At 29.4% G+C, this 14831-nt stretch carries 10 protein-coding genes; all 10 read left to right on the top strand.

The genetic code is table 11. From position 1 onward, the window contains the following. Positions 1-27 precede the first annotated feature (27 nt). The 10 genes from IC219_RS03110 to dpaL all read left to right on the top strand — a co-directional run bounded on the left by IC219_RS03110 (position 28) and on the right by dpaL (position 14707). Positions 28-1962, top strand: a complete 1935-nt coding sequence (locus IC219_RS03110; protein WP_227830597.1) for an AAA family ATPase — start codon at positions 28-30, stop codon at positions 1960-1962. Beyond that, positions 1955-3223, top strand: coding sequence for an McrC family protein (locus tag IC219_RS03105; protein ID WP_227830596.1), 1269 nt, complete (start codon positions 1955-1957; stop codon positions 3221-3223). Before IC219_RS03110 ends, IC219_RS03105 begins: the two co-directional genes overlap by 8 nt. 336 nt (positions 3224-3559) lie before the next feature. Then, on the top strand, positions 3560-4600 hold the full coding sequence (locus tag IC219_RS03100; RefSeq protein ID WP_227434740.1) for a sigma-54 interaction domain-containing protein: 1041 nt from the start codon (positions 3560-3562) through the stop codon (positions 4598-4600). A 346-nt stretch (positions 4601-4946) separates the two neighbouring features. Further along, positions 4947-6269, top strand: coding sequence for a nucleobase:cation symporter-2 family protein (locus IC219_RS03095; protein ID WP_227830807.1), 1323 nt, complete (start codon positions 4947-4949; stop codon positions 6267-6269). 295 nt (positions 6270-6564) lie between these two features. Next, positions 6565-7926 carry a uracil-xanthine permease family protein gene (locus IC219_RS03090; protein ID WP_227434739.1) on the top strand — a complete coding sequence of 454 codons (1362 nt, stop codon included), beginning with the start codon at positions 6565-6567 and terminating at the stop codon, positions 7924-7926. Between the two features lie 72 nt (positions 7927-7998). Next, on the top strand, positions 7999-9393 hold the full coding sequence (locus tag IC219_RS03085; RefSeq protein ID WP_227434738.1) for an amidohydrolase family protein: 1395 nt from the start codon (positions 7999-8001) through the stop codon (positions 9391-9393). Positions 9394-9454: 61 nt separating this feature from the next. Further along, the gene (locus IC219_RS03080; protein WP_227434737.1) at positions 9455-9925 is read left to right on the top strand and encodes a (2Fe-2S)-binding protein; all 471 of its coding nucleotides are present in this window, start codon (positions 9455-9457) and stop codon (positions 9923-9925) included. 2 nt (positions 9926-9927) lie between these two features. Further along, positions 9928-12144 carry a xanthine dehydrogenase family protein molybdopterin-binding subunit gene (locus IC219_RS03075; protein WP_227434736.1) on the top strand — a complete coding sequence of 739 codons (2217 nt, stop codon included), beginning with the start codon at positions 9928-9930 and terminating at the stop codon, positions 12142-12144. Positions 12145-12225: 81 nt separating this feature from the next. Beyond that, positions 12226-12897 carry a flavodoxin family protein gene (locus tag IC219_RS03070; RefSeq protein WP_227434735.1) on the top strand — a complete coding sequence of 224 codons (672 nt, stop codon included), beginning with the start codon at positions 12226-12228 and terminating at the stop codon, positions 12895-12897. 595 nt (positions 12898-13492) lie between these two features. Continuing rightward, on the top strand, positions 13493-14707 hold the full coding sequence (gene dpaL / locus IC219_RS03065) for a diaminopropionate ammonia-lyase (protein WP_227830595.1): 1215 nt from the start codon (positions 13493-13495) through the stop codon (positions 14705-14707). The last annotated feature ends 124 nt before the right edge of the window (positions 14708-14831 follow it).

The raw sequence follows: 14831 nt of genomic DNA, 5'->3' as shown, positions 1-14831 counted from the left end.
TGTATTTTAGATATTAAGGAGAAGTATATGTCTGAAAATATAAATGTTACAGAGTATTGGCTAATGGAAGAATTTTTTTATCAAGAGACAGATACACCACAAATTTTTAAAGAAGAAAGCATAATTGCATTGGGATTTGATATAAAAATAAATTTAAAAAAAGTGCTTAATATGGGAAAAAAATCTGAAAAATACATTAATGAGAACTGTAATGACAAAGATTTTATAAAAAAATTTATTTCAGTTAAAAAAGGAGATTATTTTCTATATAAGGCATATCAAAATGTAGAAGAAAAAATTAAGTATAGTGTTCTTATTGGTATTGTTGAAGAAAGTTTTGAAAATGGTTATGAATTAAGTCATATCTTGGGTCATACATTACCTATAAAATGGATGTACACATTTGATACAGTTTTAAATTGTAAAATATATACGAGTGAGTTTTATAAATTAAATAATGAAGATATAAATACATATTTAGACATTATTAAATTGCAACATAATAAATCATTAAAAAAAAGAATAGAAGAAAATGACAATAATAAATGGTACCTAAAAAACTATTATTATATAGATGTAGATAAGTGTGTAGAGAATGAAGAACTGTTTATTCAACCCACTAATTTAGAACAATTAGAAAACTTGAAAAATATAAATACAGATGATTATATTCTAGTATATAATAGCGAAAAAGTAAGTTACGAAAATGACCATACAATGAAAAGCTTATTTGGTGTTTGTCAAGTTAAAGAGGGTTTTGATAAAGACAAAATAACTACTTCAGAAGGTGGATGTTTTTTACCTGTAGAATGGATAGAAAATGAAAAAGAGAATATTGATGGAAATGCATGGGTTATCTTTGAAAATAATAATTTAGTTGAAAAATATATAAAAAGATGTATTAATAAAATTCCATTAAATACCATACTTTATGGTCCACCAGGGACGGGTAAAACATATAATGCAAAACAAATAGTTTATAATTTAATAAATGAAACTAGTTTAAAAAATAATGATTGTACAAGTTATGTAGATTATAAAAATAATGTAGAATTTTGTACTTTTCATCAATCATATGGATATGAAGAGTTTATAGAAGGTCTCAAATCCGATGGTGAAGGTAATTTTAAGCCAGAAGATGGTATATTGAAGGAAATATCTATAGAAGCATGTTACGATGGGTTGAAACTTGAAAAGAAGCTAAATCTTGAGTTAGAAAAAGATACTTTAACTATAGAAGATGTAAAGGCAAGAAAAAAGATGTTGGTGCTTGATAATATAGAAGATGTCGAGAACTTTAATTTTGAAGAATCAGAAAACTATGTTTTAATAATAGATGAAATCAATAGAGGAAATATATCTAAAATATTTGGGGAATTAATAACATTATTAGAAGATGATAAAAGACTTACTAAATCAAATCAAACTATCGTAAAACTACCATATTCAAAAGAAAGATTTTCTCTACCTCCAAATTTATATATAATTGGTACTATGAATACATCAGATAAATCCATAGCTCTTTTAGATATAGCTTTGAGAAGAAGATTTGCTTTTGAAGAAATTATGCCAGACTATGATTTATTGTCCGTTGTAGATGGAATAGATGTTAAAAATATGCTATATACAATTAATAAGAGAATAGAGTTTTTATATGATAGAGACCATGTTATTGGACAGGCCTACTTACTAAATGTAGAAAATATTGATGATATAGTGGCCGTATTTAGAAAAAAAATAATACCACTTCTTCAAGAATATTTCTATTATGACTCAGAAAAAGTAGGACTTATTTTAGGTGGTATAGGTAAAAATGAAAAGGACAAATATATTGTTTATAAGGAAGAAATCACAGCATCTAAATTATTTAAAAATAATAATTCATCAATAATGGAAAGTAAAGTTAATTATTGTATAAAACGAAATATATCTATTGAGGAGTTAAAAAATATATATGAGTAAAAATATATATGTAAAGGAAACTTATGAATGGATAAAAGTAGGTAATGGTGAAAATGAACTTACAGAAACTGAATATGAAAAATTACTTAAATATCTGGATAATAATAATGATGTGTTAAAGAGTAATATAATAGATATCAGATATAAAAAACTGAGATTCATAAATTATGTAGGTGTTATATATTTTGAAAATGTAATATTGGAGATACTTCCAAAGCTGTCATTAAGTAATGATATTGTAAAAGATAGAGAAATGCTATTACAAATGCTTTCTACATGTAATAAGATTCCAATTATAATAAACGAAAATATAAAATCAAGTTTAAAAAATTATAATCTCATGAATTTTTTTGTTATGTATTTTATTGAAAGTATGCAAATGCAAATTAAGAGAGGGATTTATTTTGAATATATAAATAAGATAGATAATTCGAATGTTGTAAAAGGCAAGATATTAATAAGTAAATATGCAAGAGAAAAAAATATATCTCCAATGAAAATAAAATGTGAATATGATGAGTATAGCGAAAATAATTTTTTGAATCAAGTTTTAAAAAAGGCATGTATATCTATATTATGTAGAGTAAATGACAATTTAATTCAAAATAAGATAAAAAAAATTTTGAGTTATTTTTATAATGTGGACTTAGTTTATATAAATAGAGAAGAACTATTGGATTACAAATTTTATAAAAATAATGATAGATTTAAAGATTGTTACTCATTGGCGAAACTTATACTTTTAAATTTATCGATGGATAACAGCGAAAATAATCAAGATGCATTTTCTATATTATTTGAAATAAACATTTTATATGAAGAATATATCGGAAACTTAATAAAAAATATATGGAATAATGAATTTAGAGAAACGTATATACAAGATAAAAGTAAATTTCTTTTAAAAAATGAGCAAACAGGAAAGAAAACTTTTAATTTAAGACCAGATATAGTTTTATATGATTCAAAATATGAATCTGAAATCATAATTGATACAAAATGGAAAGCTATTGAAGTGGATTCAAATATCTTCTATAGATCAAGTGATATATATCAGATGTATGCATATATAACATCTTATGAAAATGCAAAAAGATGTATATTATTATATCCTTGTATTAAAAAAGACAAAAATTACAGTTCATGGAGGTTATTGGAGTCGTTTAAAGGTAAATTTATAGAAGCAAAAACTGTAAGATTGGATAATATAAAAAACACCATATCTGATTTGAAAAAAATAATTTTTAATTATAAATTTTAAAAATAAGAATTATAAAAATAATAAAAATACATTGTATAAAGCAATAAACAATTTTATAGCATATAAGAACTATAAAAAAATAATAAATGAAAATTTTTGTAAACTATTTTAGATGTTAAACATGGCACTATAATTGCTTATTTAGCATAGAATGCTTGCAAAATAAAGAAAGTATACCTGCTAAATTGAAATTTAAGTAGGTATATTTTTTCTTAAGCTTCATTTGAAAATTAAAATATTATTGTAAAATTATAACTAAGCTTTTCTGTTATGATATAATTAAATAGATAATTTAAATGATGATTATATATAATACTTATTTGGAGTTGATATTTTATGGATAAACACAGTGATTCAGTAATGTATGGTGGAATGGAAGTATACAATATTTGGGGAACAACAACAGTAGACTCTATAATTGGGGAGTCTGATGTAATGCTTGCTCTTAAAAATAGAATTTGTAAAATTGGAAATAGTGATTCTACTGTAGCGATAACTGGAGAAAGTGGCACTGGAAAAGAGTTAATAGCAAGAGCCATTCATCTCGCAGGAAACAGAGGGAATAAAACATTCGTTGCTATAAACTGTGCTGCTATACCAGAGCCCTTGCTAGAAAGTGAACTTTTTGGGTATACAAAAGGAGCTTTTAGTGGGGCAGATTCAAAAGGCAAAATTGGTAAATTTGAATTAGCTAATGGAGGAGTTGTATTTCTAGATGAGATAGGGGATATGCCAATTCAATTACAATCAAAGCTTTTGAGAGTGTTACAGGAAAAGAAGTTTACAAGAATAGGTTCAAATGAACTAATTGATATAGATGTTAGAATTATATCAGCTACTAATAGAGATTTATTTGAGTTGGTTAAAGAAAATAAATTTAGAGAAGACTTATATTATAGATTAAATGTAATACCTCTAGAAGTACCTCCTCTTAGAGATAGAGGAGATGATATACAAATATTAATAAATAATTTTATAGATAAATATTCAAGGAAGATGAAGAAAAATGTATACCATATAGAGCCAGATGTAGAACATATGCTGCTTAAATATCCGTGGCCAGGAAATATAAGAGAATTAGAAAACACTATAGAATTGGCTTTAAATCTTCTTGAAGAAGATGGGATAATACATAAAGGTATAATAAATAGAAAGATAATTGAATATTTTAAGTTAAACAAAATAAATATAAAATTACTTGAGGAAAGTGACTATGAAATAAATATGGAACAAGATATACTTACCCTTGAAGAATTTGAGAGAGCATATATAAAAAAGGTATTAAAGTTTTATGGAAATGATACTAAATCTAAAAAGTTAGCTGCTAAAAAGCTTGGAATATCGCTAGCAACATTGTATAGAAAGATAGATGTATAGTAATTATTCTTTTAATTCTCAATTCTAAAATTTGAAATTATAAAATTGATAAAAATCACTTGAAAAACTATTTTCTAAGTGATTTTTTTTGTAATAAGATTTTATTATCCAAAAATAAAAAAAATTTGAAAGAATTTAAAAAAAGAAATGCTTTATCAAATTATTAAATACTAACAAATATAATAAAAATTATATATGTAAAACAATTTTGTTAAAATATTGGCATTATAATTGCTTCATATTAAATCAAGATGACAAAATAAAAAAGAAAGGATGTTGAATAATAACTGTCATTAAAAAATAGTTGGGAGTGATAACCTTGAGTAAATATCAAAAAAGTGTATCTATGTTTGATATTGATGGAAGGCCACCAATTTTAAAGTGTTTACCACTATCAATGCAGCATATACTAGCAATGATAGTTGGAACTGTCACAGTACCTATAGTTGTGGGAGGAGCTGTTGGTGCTAGTGCCACACAAATAACACTTTTAGTGCAATATGCATTAATAATAGCTGGAATATCGACACTTATACAACTATATCCAATAGTAAATATTGGTTCAAGATTGCCTATAATTTTTGGAGTCGGTTTTACTTATGTGCCAACACTCGTAGCAGTTGGAGGAAGTTATGGACTAGCGAGCATATTGGGAGCACAATTAATAGGGGGAGTGGCTACAGTATTAATAGGAATATTTATAAAAAAGATAAGAAAATTTTTCCCTAATATAGTTGCAGGAACAGTAGTTTTTACAATTGGATTATCTTTATATCCTATAGCAATAAATTATATGGCAGGTGGTGTAAATAGCCCTACTTATGGCTCTATACAAAATTGGGCAGTAGCAGCTATAACACTAGTGGTAGTTATAGGTCTTAGTCAATTTGCAAAAGGTTATGCAAAATTGGCAGCAATATTTTTGGGAATTATAGTTGGATATTGTGTATCTTTAGTTTTGGGCATAATAAATTTTGACCCTATTAGAGAGGCAGCTTGGTTTGCTATACCTAAGCCACTTGAATTTGGACTTAAATTTGATATACCAGTAGTAATCTCTGTAGTAATTGTAAGTATAATCAATGCTGTTCAAGCAATTGGAGATTTGTCAGCTACTACAATGGGAGGTATGGATAGAAATATAACAGATAAAGAACTGTCAAGTGGAGTAATAGGAAGTGGAATTTGTACTATGATAGGTGCTTTGTTTGGAGGTTTACCACCATCATCATATAGTCAAAATGTAGGTATGGTAGCTATGAACAAAGTAATAAGCAGATTTGTACTTGGAATAGCTGGTATATTTATGTTATTATCGGGGTTTGTACCTAAGTTTGGTGCATTGATGACAACTATACCATATTCTGTTTTAGGAGGGGCTACAATATCTATATTCAGTATGATAACAATGACAGGTATAAAGTTAATTATTACAGAAGAATTGTCATCAAGGAATATTACTATTGTAGGTTTGGCAATAGCTTTAGGTATGGGAATAACATCAGTTCCGGCAGCACAGGAAGCATTTCCTCCATTTGTAAAGTTAGTATTTGGAGAATCTCCAATAGTAATTGCGACATTGGTTGCATTTGTTTTAAATCTAATAATACCAAATAAAAGTCTAGAAGATGAAGCTAAAGAAAGAGCTGTTATGGAAAAGGCTAATTAAAAAATGATAATTTAAAAGGGTTGTTTAAATTATTTTATTATGAGATTGTTAGATTACTTCAGATAGCTATTCATTTTAATAAGAAATTTAATAAAGAGTATACATCAGACATTTAATGTTTAGTCAAAAAGAAAATCGGGGAGGGTATATTTGCACGTTTGTTAAATTTTTATAAAAATAGCTCAGTTTAGCTGTGGTTATCGGTTGAGCAATAAATTCATGGTCATAAAAATATTTATAGAAAATAATTATAAAATATTTAGTCAAGATATTTATGTATGGGAGGATTTATTTTATGAAAACACGTAATACTTCAAAATATGATGTGGATGGGATACCACCACTAAAGGAATCGGTACCTTTAGCTTTACAACATTTGTTAGCAATGATAGTAGGAAATATGGTGCCTGCAATATTAATAGCAAACGTGGTAGGACTTAACCAGGGGCAAGCGACGATGTTGATTCAAGGCTCTATGTTAGCAGCAGGTTTGGCAACGTTTTTACAATTATATCCAATACCTTTATTTAAAGGATTTAAATTAGGTTCAAGATTACCTGTAATGATGGGAATGAGTTATGTATTTTTAGGGGCCTGTCTTTCTGTAGCAGCTAAAGACGGTTTAGCAGCTCTATTTGGAGCACAAATTGCTGCTGGGGTAATCGTATTCTTTGTAGGATTTGCAGTTAAGAAAATTAGACATATATTCACTTCTATAGTTTCTGGAACTATAATAGCATGTATGGGACTTGGATTATTTGCAACAGCTATAAAGAATTTAGCAGGAGGAGAAGGTGCACAAACATTTGGAAGTCCAATAAATTTTATAGTAGGAGTTATAGTTGCTTTTGTAATAATAATGATAAATAAGTATGGTAAAGGCTTAGTTAAAAACTCTTCAATATTAATTGGAATATTAGTAGGATATGCTATATCTTTAGTTTTAGGATTAGTTGATTTTTCTGCAGTTAAAGGTGCAGCTATAGTATCTTTGCCAACACCAGCAGCTTTTGGATTGGAATTTAGACCAGAGTTAATAGTAATGTTTACTATTATTTACATAATAGGTATAGCTGATATGATGGGTGCGTGTACAATAGCAACAATAGGTGCAATGGACAGAGAGGTAACTGATGAAGAGTTATCATCAGTTGTTTTAGGAAACTCTGTAACTTCTATAATTTCATCACTATTTGCAGCTCTTCCAACTGGAGTATTCAGCCAAAACACAGTAATTGTATCTATGAATAAAGTTACAAGTAGATTTGTAATAGCATTAGGAGCACTTGTATTATTGCTAGCAGGAATATCTCCAGCATTAGGAGCAATAATGACAACTATACCATCTTGTGTTGTTGGTGGAGCAACTTTAGTAGTATTTTCATCAATAGCAATGTCTGGTTTTTCTATTATGAGTATGGATGGTTTTACTGAAGAAAATAATCTTATAGCAGGAGTATCTATAGCAACAAGCATGGGTCTTACAACTGCTCCACAAGTTTTAGACCAATTTCCAGCAACAATTGGAACTGTCCTAGGAGGCTCAAGTATAGTTTCTGGAGCAATAATAGCTATATTACTTCAAACACTATTTAAACTAAAAGGAAGTAAGAAAGCTGAAAACGTTACTTCAAATCTTGAGGAAAATATTGGATAAATGTATTAGATATGATATGAGAAAGCTATGTGATAAAATGTTGTAATGAAAGTATTAAAAGGGGGATTTAAGATGATTGATATACTAATAAAAAATGCAATAGTTGTTACAGTTAATAAAAATAGAGAAGTTATATTTGATGGAGCAATAGCTATTCAAGGTGACAGAATCTTAGATATAGGAAATACAGATGATGTTGAGGTGAAGTATACTGATGTTAAAAAGGTTATAGATGCTAAAGGAAAAGTGATATTCCCTGGATTTATAAACACTCATAATCATCTATTCCAAGTATTATTAAAAGGTCTAGGAGACGACATGGCACTTCATGAATGGTTAAACACAATGATGTTTCCATCAGCAAAGTTCTTGACAGAACAAGATACCTATGATGCTGCAATGCTTGGATGTATGGAAGGTTTAAAAAGTGGTATAACTACAATGGTTGATTATATGCATACACATAATAGACCAGGACTTACAGATGGAATAGTAAAAGCATATAAAGATTTAGGTATAAGAGGAGTAGTTGGTAGGGGCTGTATAGATTTAGGTATTCATAAAGAGCTTATAGAAGACGTGGAAACGGTTGAAAAGGATTTGAGAAGAGTATTTGAAAAATATCATAATTCAGAAAATGGAAGAATAAAAATTTGTGTAGCACCTTCTTCAATGTGGGCTATATCTGAAGAAATGGGTAAAATGCTTTGGAATATAGTCAAAGAGTATGATTCATACTTCACAGTTCATATTTCTGAAACTGAATTTGCAAGAACAGCAACAAAAGATATACATGGGGAAATAGATATAAAATTACTTGAAAAATGGGGAATAGTAGGTCCAGAGGTTGTAGCAGTGCATTGTGTATGTATAACTGATGAGGACATGGAAATGCTTAAAAAGTATGATATAAAAGTTTCTCATAATGTTGCAAGTAATATGTATCTTGCTTCTGGTGTTGCACCTGTTCCAGAAATGTTAAAGAAGGGTATAAATGTAAGCTTAGGTCTTGATGGTGCAGCAAGTAACAATGCACAAGATATGGTAGAACTTATGAAATTAACAGCTTTACAACATAAGGTAAACAATTGTGACCCTCTTGCAATTTCTGCAGAAAAAGTCCTTGAAATGGCTACAATTGAGGGAGCAAGAACTCTTAGAATGGAAGATGAAATAGGTTCTTTAGAGGTTGGAAAAAAAGCTGATTTAGTAATATTTAACTCAATGCTTTCTCCAAAATCAATACCTCTTCACAATCCTGTATCAACTTTGGTATACTCAGCTAGTATGCACAATGTAGAAAGTGTCTTAGTTGATGGAAATATAATACTTGAAAATGGTAGAGTTACTACAATTGAAAGTGAAGAACAAGTCTTATTGAATGCTCAACATGCAGCAGAAGAATTATGTAAGAGAGCTAATGTAACTAATAGAATGGAAGGGCATAAGTGGAATAGCTTATACTAGTATAAAAACAAACTTGTAATAATATTCTATTACAACATTAGTTTATCTGTAGGAGGAGAAAATGGAAAAAATAAAATTAAATATTAATGATTACATGTATGAAGTAGAAGTTGAAAAGAATGAAACTCTTTTGCATGTACTTCGTGAAAAATTAAATCTAACTGGAGCGAAACAAGGTTGTAATAGTGGCAGTTGTGGAGCATGTAAAGTTTTGATAGATGGAGTAGATATAAAATCTTGTAAACTTCTTGCAAGGAACTGTGAAGATAAAGTTATATACACTATAGAAAGTTTTGCTAATGGAGAAAATCTTCATCCAATACAAGAAGCTTTTATAGAAGTTGGAGCTGTACAATGTGGATATTGCACTCCTGGCATGATTATAACTACACAAGCTCTTTTAAATAGAAATTCATCTCCTAGTGAAGATGAGATTAGAGAGGCTTTTAAAGAAAATCTCTGCAGATGCACAGGATATATAAAAATTATAGAAGCTGTAAAATTATCTGCAGCTAGATTAGGAGGTAGATAGTTATGGAAAAAGTCATAGGAAAATCATACCCTCTAAAAGATGCAGCTTTAAAAGTTACTGGTCAAATGAAGTATGTAGCAGACATGAAACCGCAAAATGCACTTCATGCTAAAATGCTTTTAAGCCCAGTAGCACATGCAAAAATAAAAAGTATAGATACAAGTGAAGCCGAGAAAATCGTTGGAGTTAGAGCCATAGCTACACATCTCAATACATCACAGAGAAAATATAATGGTTCTTTACGATTTTATGAACATAATATACCTGAAAATGAAGTTATTTTTTCAGATACAGTTAGATTTGTAGGTGACCGTGTAGCAGCAGTTGCAGCAGAAACACCAGAAATAGCAGAAAAAGCTGTAAAACTTATAAAAGTAGAATATGAAGAATTACCAGCTATATTTACTATACAAGATGCAATAAAAGAAGATGCTATATGTATACACGGAGATTCAAACATGGTTTCTCAAAATAATATAAATGGTGGAGATGTAGAAAAAGGTTTTAAAGAATGTGACTACATCTTTGAAGACGAATACTCTACTCCTGCTATACATCATAGTGCAATAGAAACTCACAGCGTAATTGCACATTATGATTATAATGATAAATTGATTGTACATACACCTTGCCAAAATACATTTGGTTTTAGAATAATATTATCTCAAATTTTTGGGATGTCATTAAATAAGATAAGAGTTATAAGACCTGCTATTGGAGGTTCATTTGGTGGGAAATTAGAAATGACAATTGAGCCAGTAGCAGCAGCATTGTCAAAAATGACGAGAAGACCAGTCAAAATGGTTCTTACAAGAAAAGAGTCTATGATATCAACAAGAACTCGTCATGGGTCTTTTGTAAAACTAAAAACTGGTGTAAATAAAGATGGAGAAGTAATAGCACAGGAGATAAAAATATACACAAATACAGGTGCATATGCATCAAGTGCATTAAATGTTATAGGAGCACTTAGCCATAAAGTGTTTAAAGTCTATAAAATACCAAATATAAAATTTACTGGAATACCAGTATATACAAATACACCAATAGCAGGTGCCATGAGAGGTTATGGTTCACCTCAAATATTTATGGCTCAACAAGCTCAATTTGCAAAAATAGCTAAGAAAATAGGTATGGATTTAGTAGATTTTCAAAATAAGAATGCTGTAGAGCCAGATGATGTTGATATAATCTTCCACGGTTCTCTTGGCAATCCTAGAGTTCTTGATTGTATTGAACAAGGTAAAAAAATGTTTAAATGGGATGAGAAGAAAGCTCTTCCAAAAGAAGAAGGAAATTATTTAAGAGGTATAGGTATGGCAATAGGTGCACATGGTAATGGAGTTTTTGGTGCACATAGAGATGTTGTCACATTGACTCTTAAATTAAACGAAGATGGTACACTAACACTACTTACGGGAGCACATGATATGGGTAATGGTGTTGTAACTATGCAAACAATGATGGTAGCTGAAGTTTTGGGAATAACTCCTGATAAAGTTGATACTTTTGAAACTGATACTGATGCATGTACATTTAATCTTGGAGATTATGCAAGTAGAGGTGTATTTGTAGAAGGTGGAGGAGCTAAAAAGACAGCAGAAAAATTAAAGACTTTAATACTGGAAGAAGCAGAAAAATTACTCGAAATTTCAAAAGAAGAGCTATATCTAGATAATGGATATGTAATCAGTAAACTTGATGAAAATATTAAAGCATCATTATCTGATGTTGCAGTATATAGTCAAAGTAAGTCTTTGAGAGAATTGACAGTTGTTGAAGATTACTCTTCTCCAGCAGGTATTACTTCTTATGGTGTACATTTTGCTGAAGTTTTAGTAGATAAAGAAACTAAAGATGTAAAAGTAGTTGATTTTGTAGCTGTACATGATGTTGGTAGAGTTATAAATCCTCTAAATTTAGAAGGTCAATTAGAAGGCGGAATTCATATGGGGTTAGGTTATGCGTTAAGTGAAGAGCTAGCCTTTGATGAGCAAGGAAGACCTAAAGCTACTGATTTTAAAAATTATAAATTATTTAGAACTGTCGATATGCCAAAGTGTCAAGTTGCATTTGTAAATAGTTATGAAAAAGCTGGACCTTTTGGTGGCAAGAGTATTGGTGAATGTGCAGTTGTACCAGTTGCACCTGCTGTAGCAAATGCAGTATATGATGCAACTAATGTAGAGATACATTCATTGCCAATAAAATTAAAATAATAATACTTAAACTTAAAATGAAACTTTATTAAAGTTATAGAAAGTAATAAAAATAGATTTATTTGATGAGGAGATATTGTTATGGCAAAGATATTAGGTATTTGTGGAAGTCCACGTAAAGGAGCAACAGAATATGCAGTATTAGAAGCTTTGAAAGAAGCTGAAACTATACCTGGTATAGAAACTGAGTATTGGTCAGTTAGAGGGAAAAAAATAAGTCCTTGTGTGCATTGTGATGCATGTATAAGAAAAGAGACTATGTGTATCATAAAAGATGACATACAAGAATTAGAGCAAAAAATATTAGAAGCAGATGGAATTATAGTGGGTTCTCCAGTGTATGATATGAATATAACTGCTCAACTTACAGCAGTATTTAATAGACTTCGTCCTATGTATTTAGTTCATCCAGGAAAACTTCAAAATAAAGTTGGAGCAGCTATAACTACTGGTGGAACTAGATATGGTGGTCAAGAATTAACAAAACTTCCTATAATAAATTTCTTCTTAATGCATGAAATGTTAGTATCTGGAGGATTAGGAGGATGCTATATAGGCGGTACAATATGGAGTAAAGATGGAAAAGCAAAAGGGGCTCAAGAAGACGAAACAGGTATGGACACAGTAAAAAGACTTGGAAAAGGTGCTGCAGAAGCAGTTATGGTTTCTAAGTTTGGTCTTGAAAAATGGAATCTTGTAAAAGAAGAATTAGATGTTAAAAAAGATGAAAAATCACCTCTTAGAGACCATTAAAAAGCAATTACTTCTTCAAAAAAAATAAAGACATATGGATATGTGAGATATAAAGTTGACACTCTAAGGGAAAAGGAAATATAGCATTTTACTTTAATCTGACAGATGATAATTACAAATCTGCAATTATTTATGTGAATGCCAAAAGTAGTGTTGTTTGTTTCACTTTATCACAAAATTCCATAACTGAAAACTAAGTTGATACAGTTACAAACTTATATACATACGAGTTGAATTTTTACTATTCGCTCAATAAAAAATAGTGATGTAATAAAATATTACATCACTATTTTATGTCTTTTATTAAATATTTTATAGATTTATATGTCAAAAAATACATAAGGAATACGTTTTAAGTATTAATTTTTAAATTTTAAAAATGAGAATTAAAAAGTGAGAAGATGAAAAAGGTTTTTTTATTATCAAATTCTATATACATTAGATAACCTAATAGATAAAAGTAAAAAAAGTTGAAAGTATTGCAAATTCTATGCTAAATAGACACAGAAAAATATTTGATATATATTAAGTGTTGGCATGTTAATTGCTAATATATAGAGTATAAAAATTTAACAATAATTTGGAGGTATTTTAGATGCTAAAAGAAATTAAATGGAAAGTAAACAATCTGCCAAAGGGCGATAAAGAAAATTGTATCAAATTTTTAAATGAACAAGAAATAACTAAGGTTAGAAACTTCCATAAAAGCTTTCCTCAATATAAAGAAACTCCATTAGCAAACCTAGAAGGTTTAGCAAAAAAATTAGGTGTTGCAGGAGTATATGTTAAGGATGAATCTTATAGATTTGGATTAAATGCATTTAAAGTTTTGGGTGGTTCTTACTCTATGGGTAAATACTTAGCTCAAAGATTAGATACAGATATATCAGAGTTAGGATATGAAAAATTAACTTCAGATGAAATAAAAGAAAAATTAGGAGAAATAACTTTCTTTACAGCTACAGATGGAAATCATGGTAGAGGAGTTGCTTGGACAGCTAATAAATTAGGTCAAAAATCTGTTGTATTAATGCCAAAAGGTTCTTCTGAATTTAGATTAAATAAAATCAAGGGAGAAGGTGCAGATGCTAGTATAACAGACTTAAATTATGATGACGCAGTAAGATTAGCTAATGATTATGCAGAAGCTGATGACCATGGAGTAATGGTTCAAGATACAGCATGGGATGGATATGAAGAAATACCAGCATGGATAATGCAAGGATATGGAACTATGGCTCAAGAAGCTATAGAACAATTAAAAGAATATGGAGTAGATAGACCAACACATGTATTTGTGCAAGCAGGAGTTGGTTCGCTTGCTGGTGCAGTTCAAGGATATGTTGCTTCAATATATGATGAATGCCCAATAACAGTAGTAGTAGAAGCTGATGAGGCAGATTGTTACTATAAATCAGCAGAAGCAGGAGATGGAAAACCAAGATTTGTAGGTGGAGATATGCCAACTATAATGGCAGGTCTTGCTTGTGGAGAACCAAATACTATAGGATTTGAAGTATTAAAAAATCATGCAGCAGCATTCGTTTCAGCACCAGACTGGGTTTCTGCTAAAGGTATGAGAACATTGGGGAATCCTTTAAATGGTGATGAAAAAGTAATCTCTGGAGAGTCTGGAGCGGTTACAACTGGTCTTTTAATAGCAGCTATGGAAAGAGAAGATTTAGCTGACTTAAGAAGAGATTTAAAGTTAGATGAAAATTCAAGAGTACTTTTAATAAGTACAGAAGGAGATACTGACCCTGATAAATACAGAAGTATAGTTTGGGATGGAGAGTATCCAAGCATATAGATAATTATTAAAATATTATCTTTATCAAATAATCATTTACATATTAAAAAGATTATAAGTTCTAAAATTTAGAAATTATATAAATTATAAAGGCTTAAATTAAAATATACATTTATAAAATCTA

This window comes from Clostridioides sp. ES-W-0018-02, assembly GCF_020658175.1.
GTDB lineage: Bacteria > Bacillota > Clostridia > Peptostreptococcales > Peptostreptococcaceae > Clostridioides.
Note: the sequence above shows the minus strand (reverse complement) of the source record. Positions and strands in the feature narration are given on the sequence as shown.

What these genes read in the sequence shown, in the direction of transcription:
- IC219_RS03090 (WP_227434739.1), top strand. Translation starts at nt 6,565, where the DNA reads ATGAAAACACGTAATACTTCAAAATATGATGTGGATGGGATACCACCA.
- IC219_RS03105 (WP_227830596.1), top strand. Translation starts at nt 1,955, where the DNA reads ATGAGTAAAAATATATATGTAAAGGAAACTTATGAATGGATAAAAGTA.
- IC219_RS03070 (WP_227434735.1), top strand. Translation starts at nt 12,226, where the DNA reads ATGGCAAAGATATTAGGTATTTGTGGAAGTCCACGTAAAGGAGCAACA.
- IC219_RS03095 (WP_227830807.1), top strand. Translation starts at nt 4,947, where the DNA reads ATGTTTGATATTGATGGAAGGCCACCAATTTTAAAGTGTTTACCACTA.
- IC219_RS03080 (WP_227434737.1), top strand. Translation starts at nt 9,455, where the DNA reads ATGGAAAAAATAAAATTAAATATTAATGATTACATGTATGAAGTAGAA.
- dpaL (WP_227830595.1), top strand. Translation starts at nt 13,493, where the DNA reads ATGCTAAAAGAAATTAAATGGAAAGTAAACAATCTGCCAAAGGGCGAT.
- IC219_RS03075 (WP_227434736.1), top strand. Translation starts at nt 9,928, where the DNA reads ATGGAAAAAGTCATAGGAAAATCATACCCTCTAAAAGATGCAGCTTTA.
- IC219_RS03085 (WP_227434738.1), top strand. Translation starts at nt 7,999, where the DNA reads ATGATTGATATACTAATAAAAAATGCAATAGTTGTTACAGTTAATAAA.
- IC219_RS03110 (WP_227830597.1), top strand. Translation starts at nt 28, where the DNA reads ATGTCTGAAAATATAAATGTTACAGAGTATTGGCTAATGGAAGAATTT.
- IC219_RS03100 (WP_227434740.1), top strand. Translation starts at nt 3,560, where the DNA reads ATGGATAAACACAGTGATTCAGTAATGTATGGTGGAATGGAAGTATAC.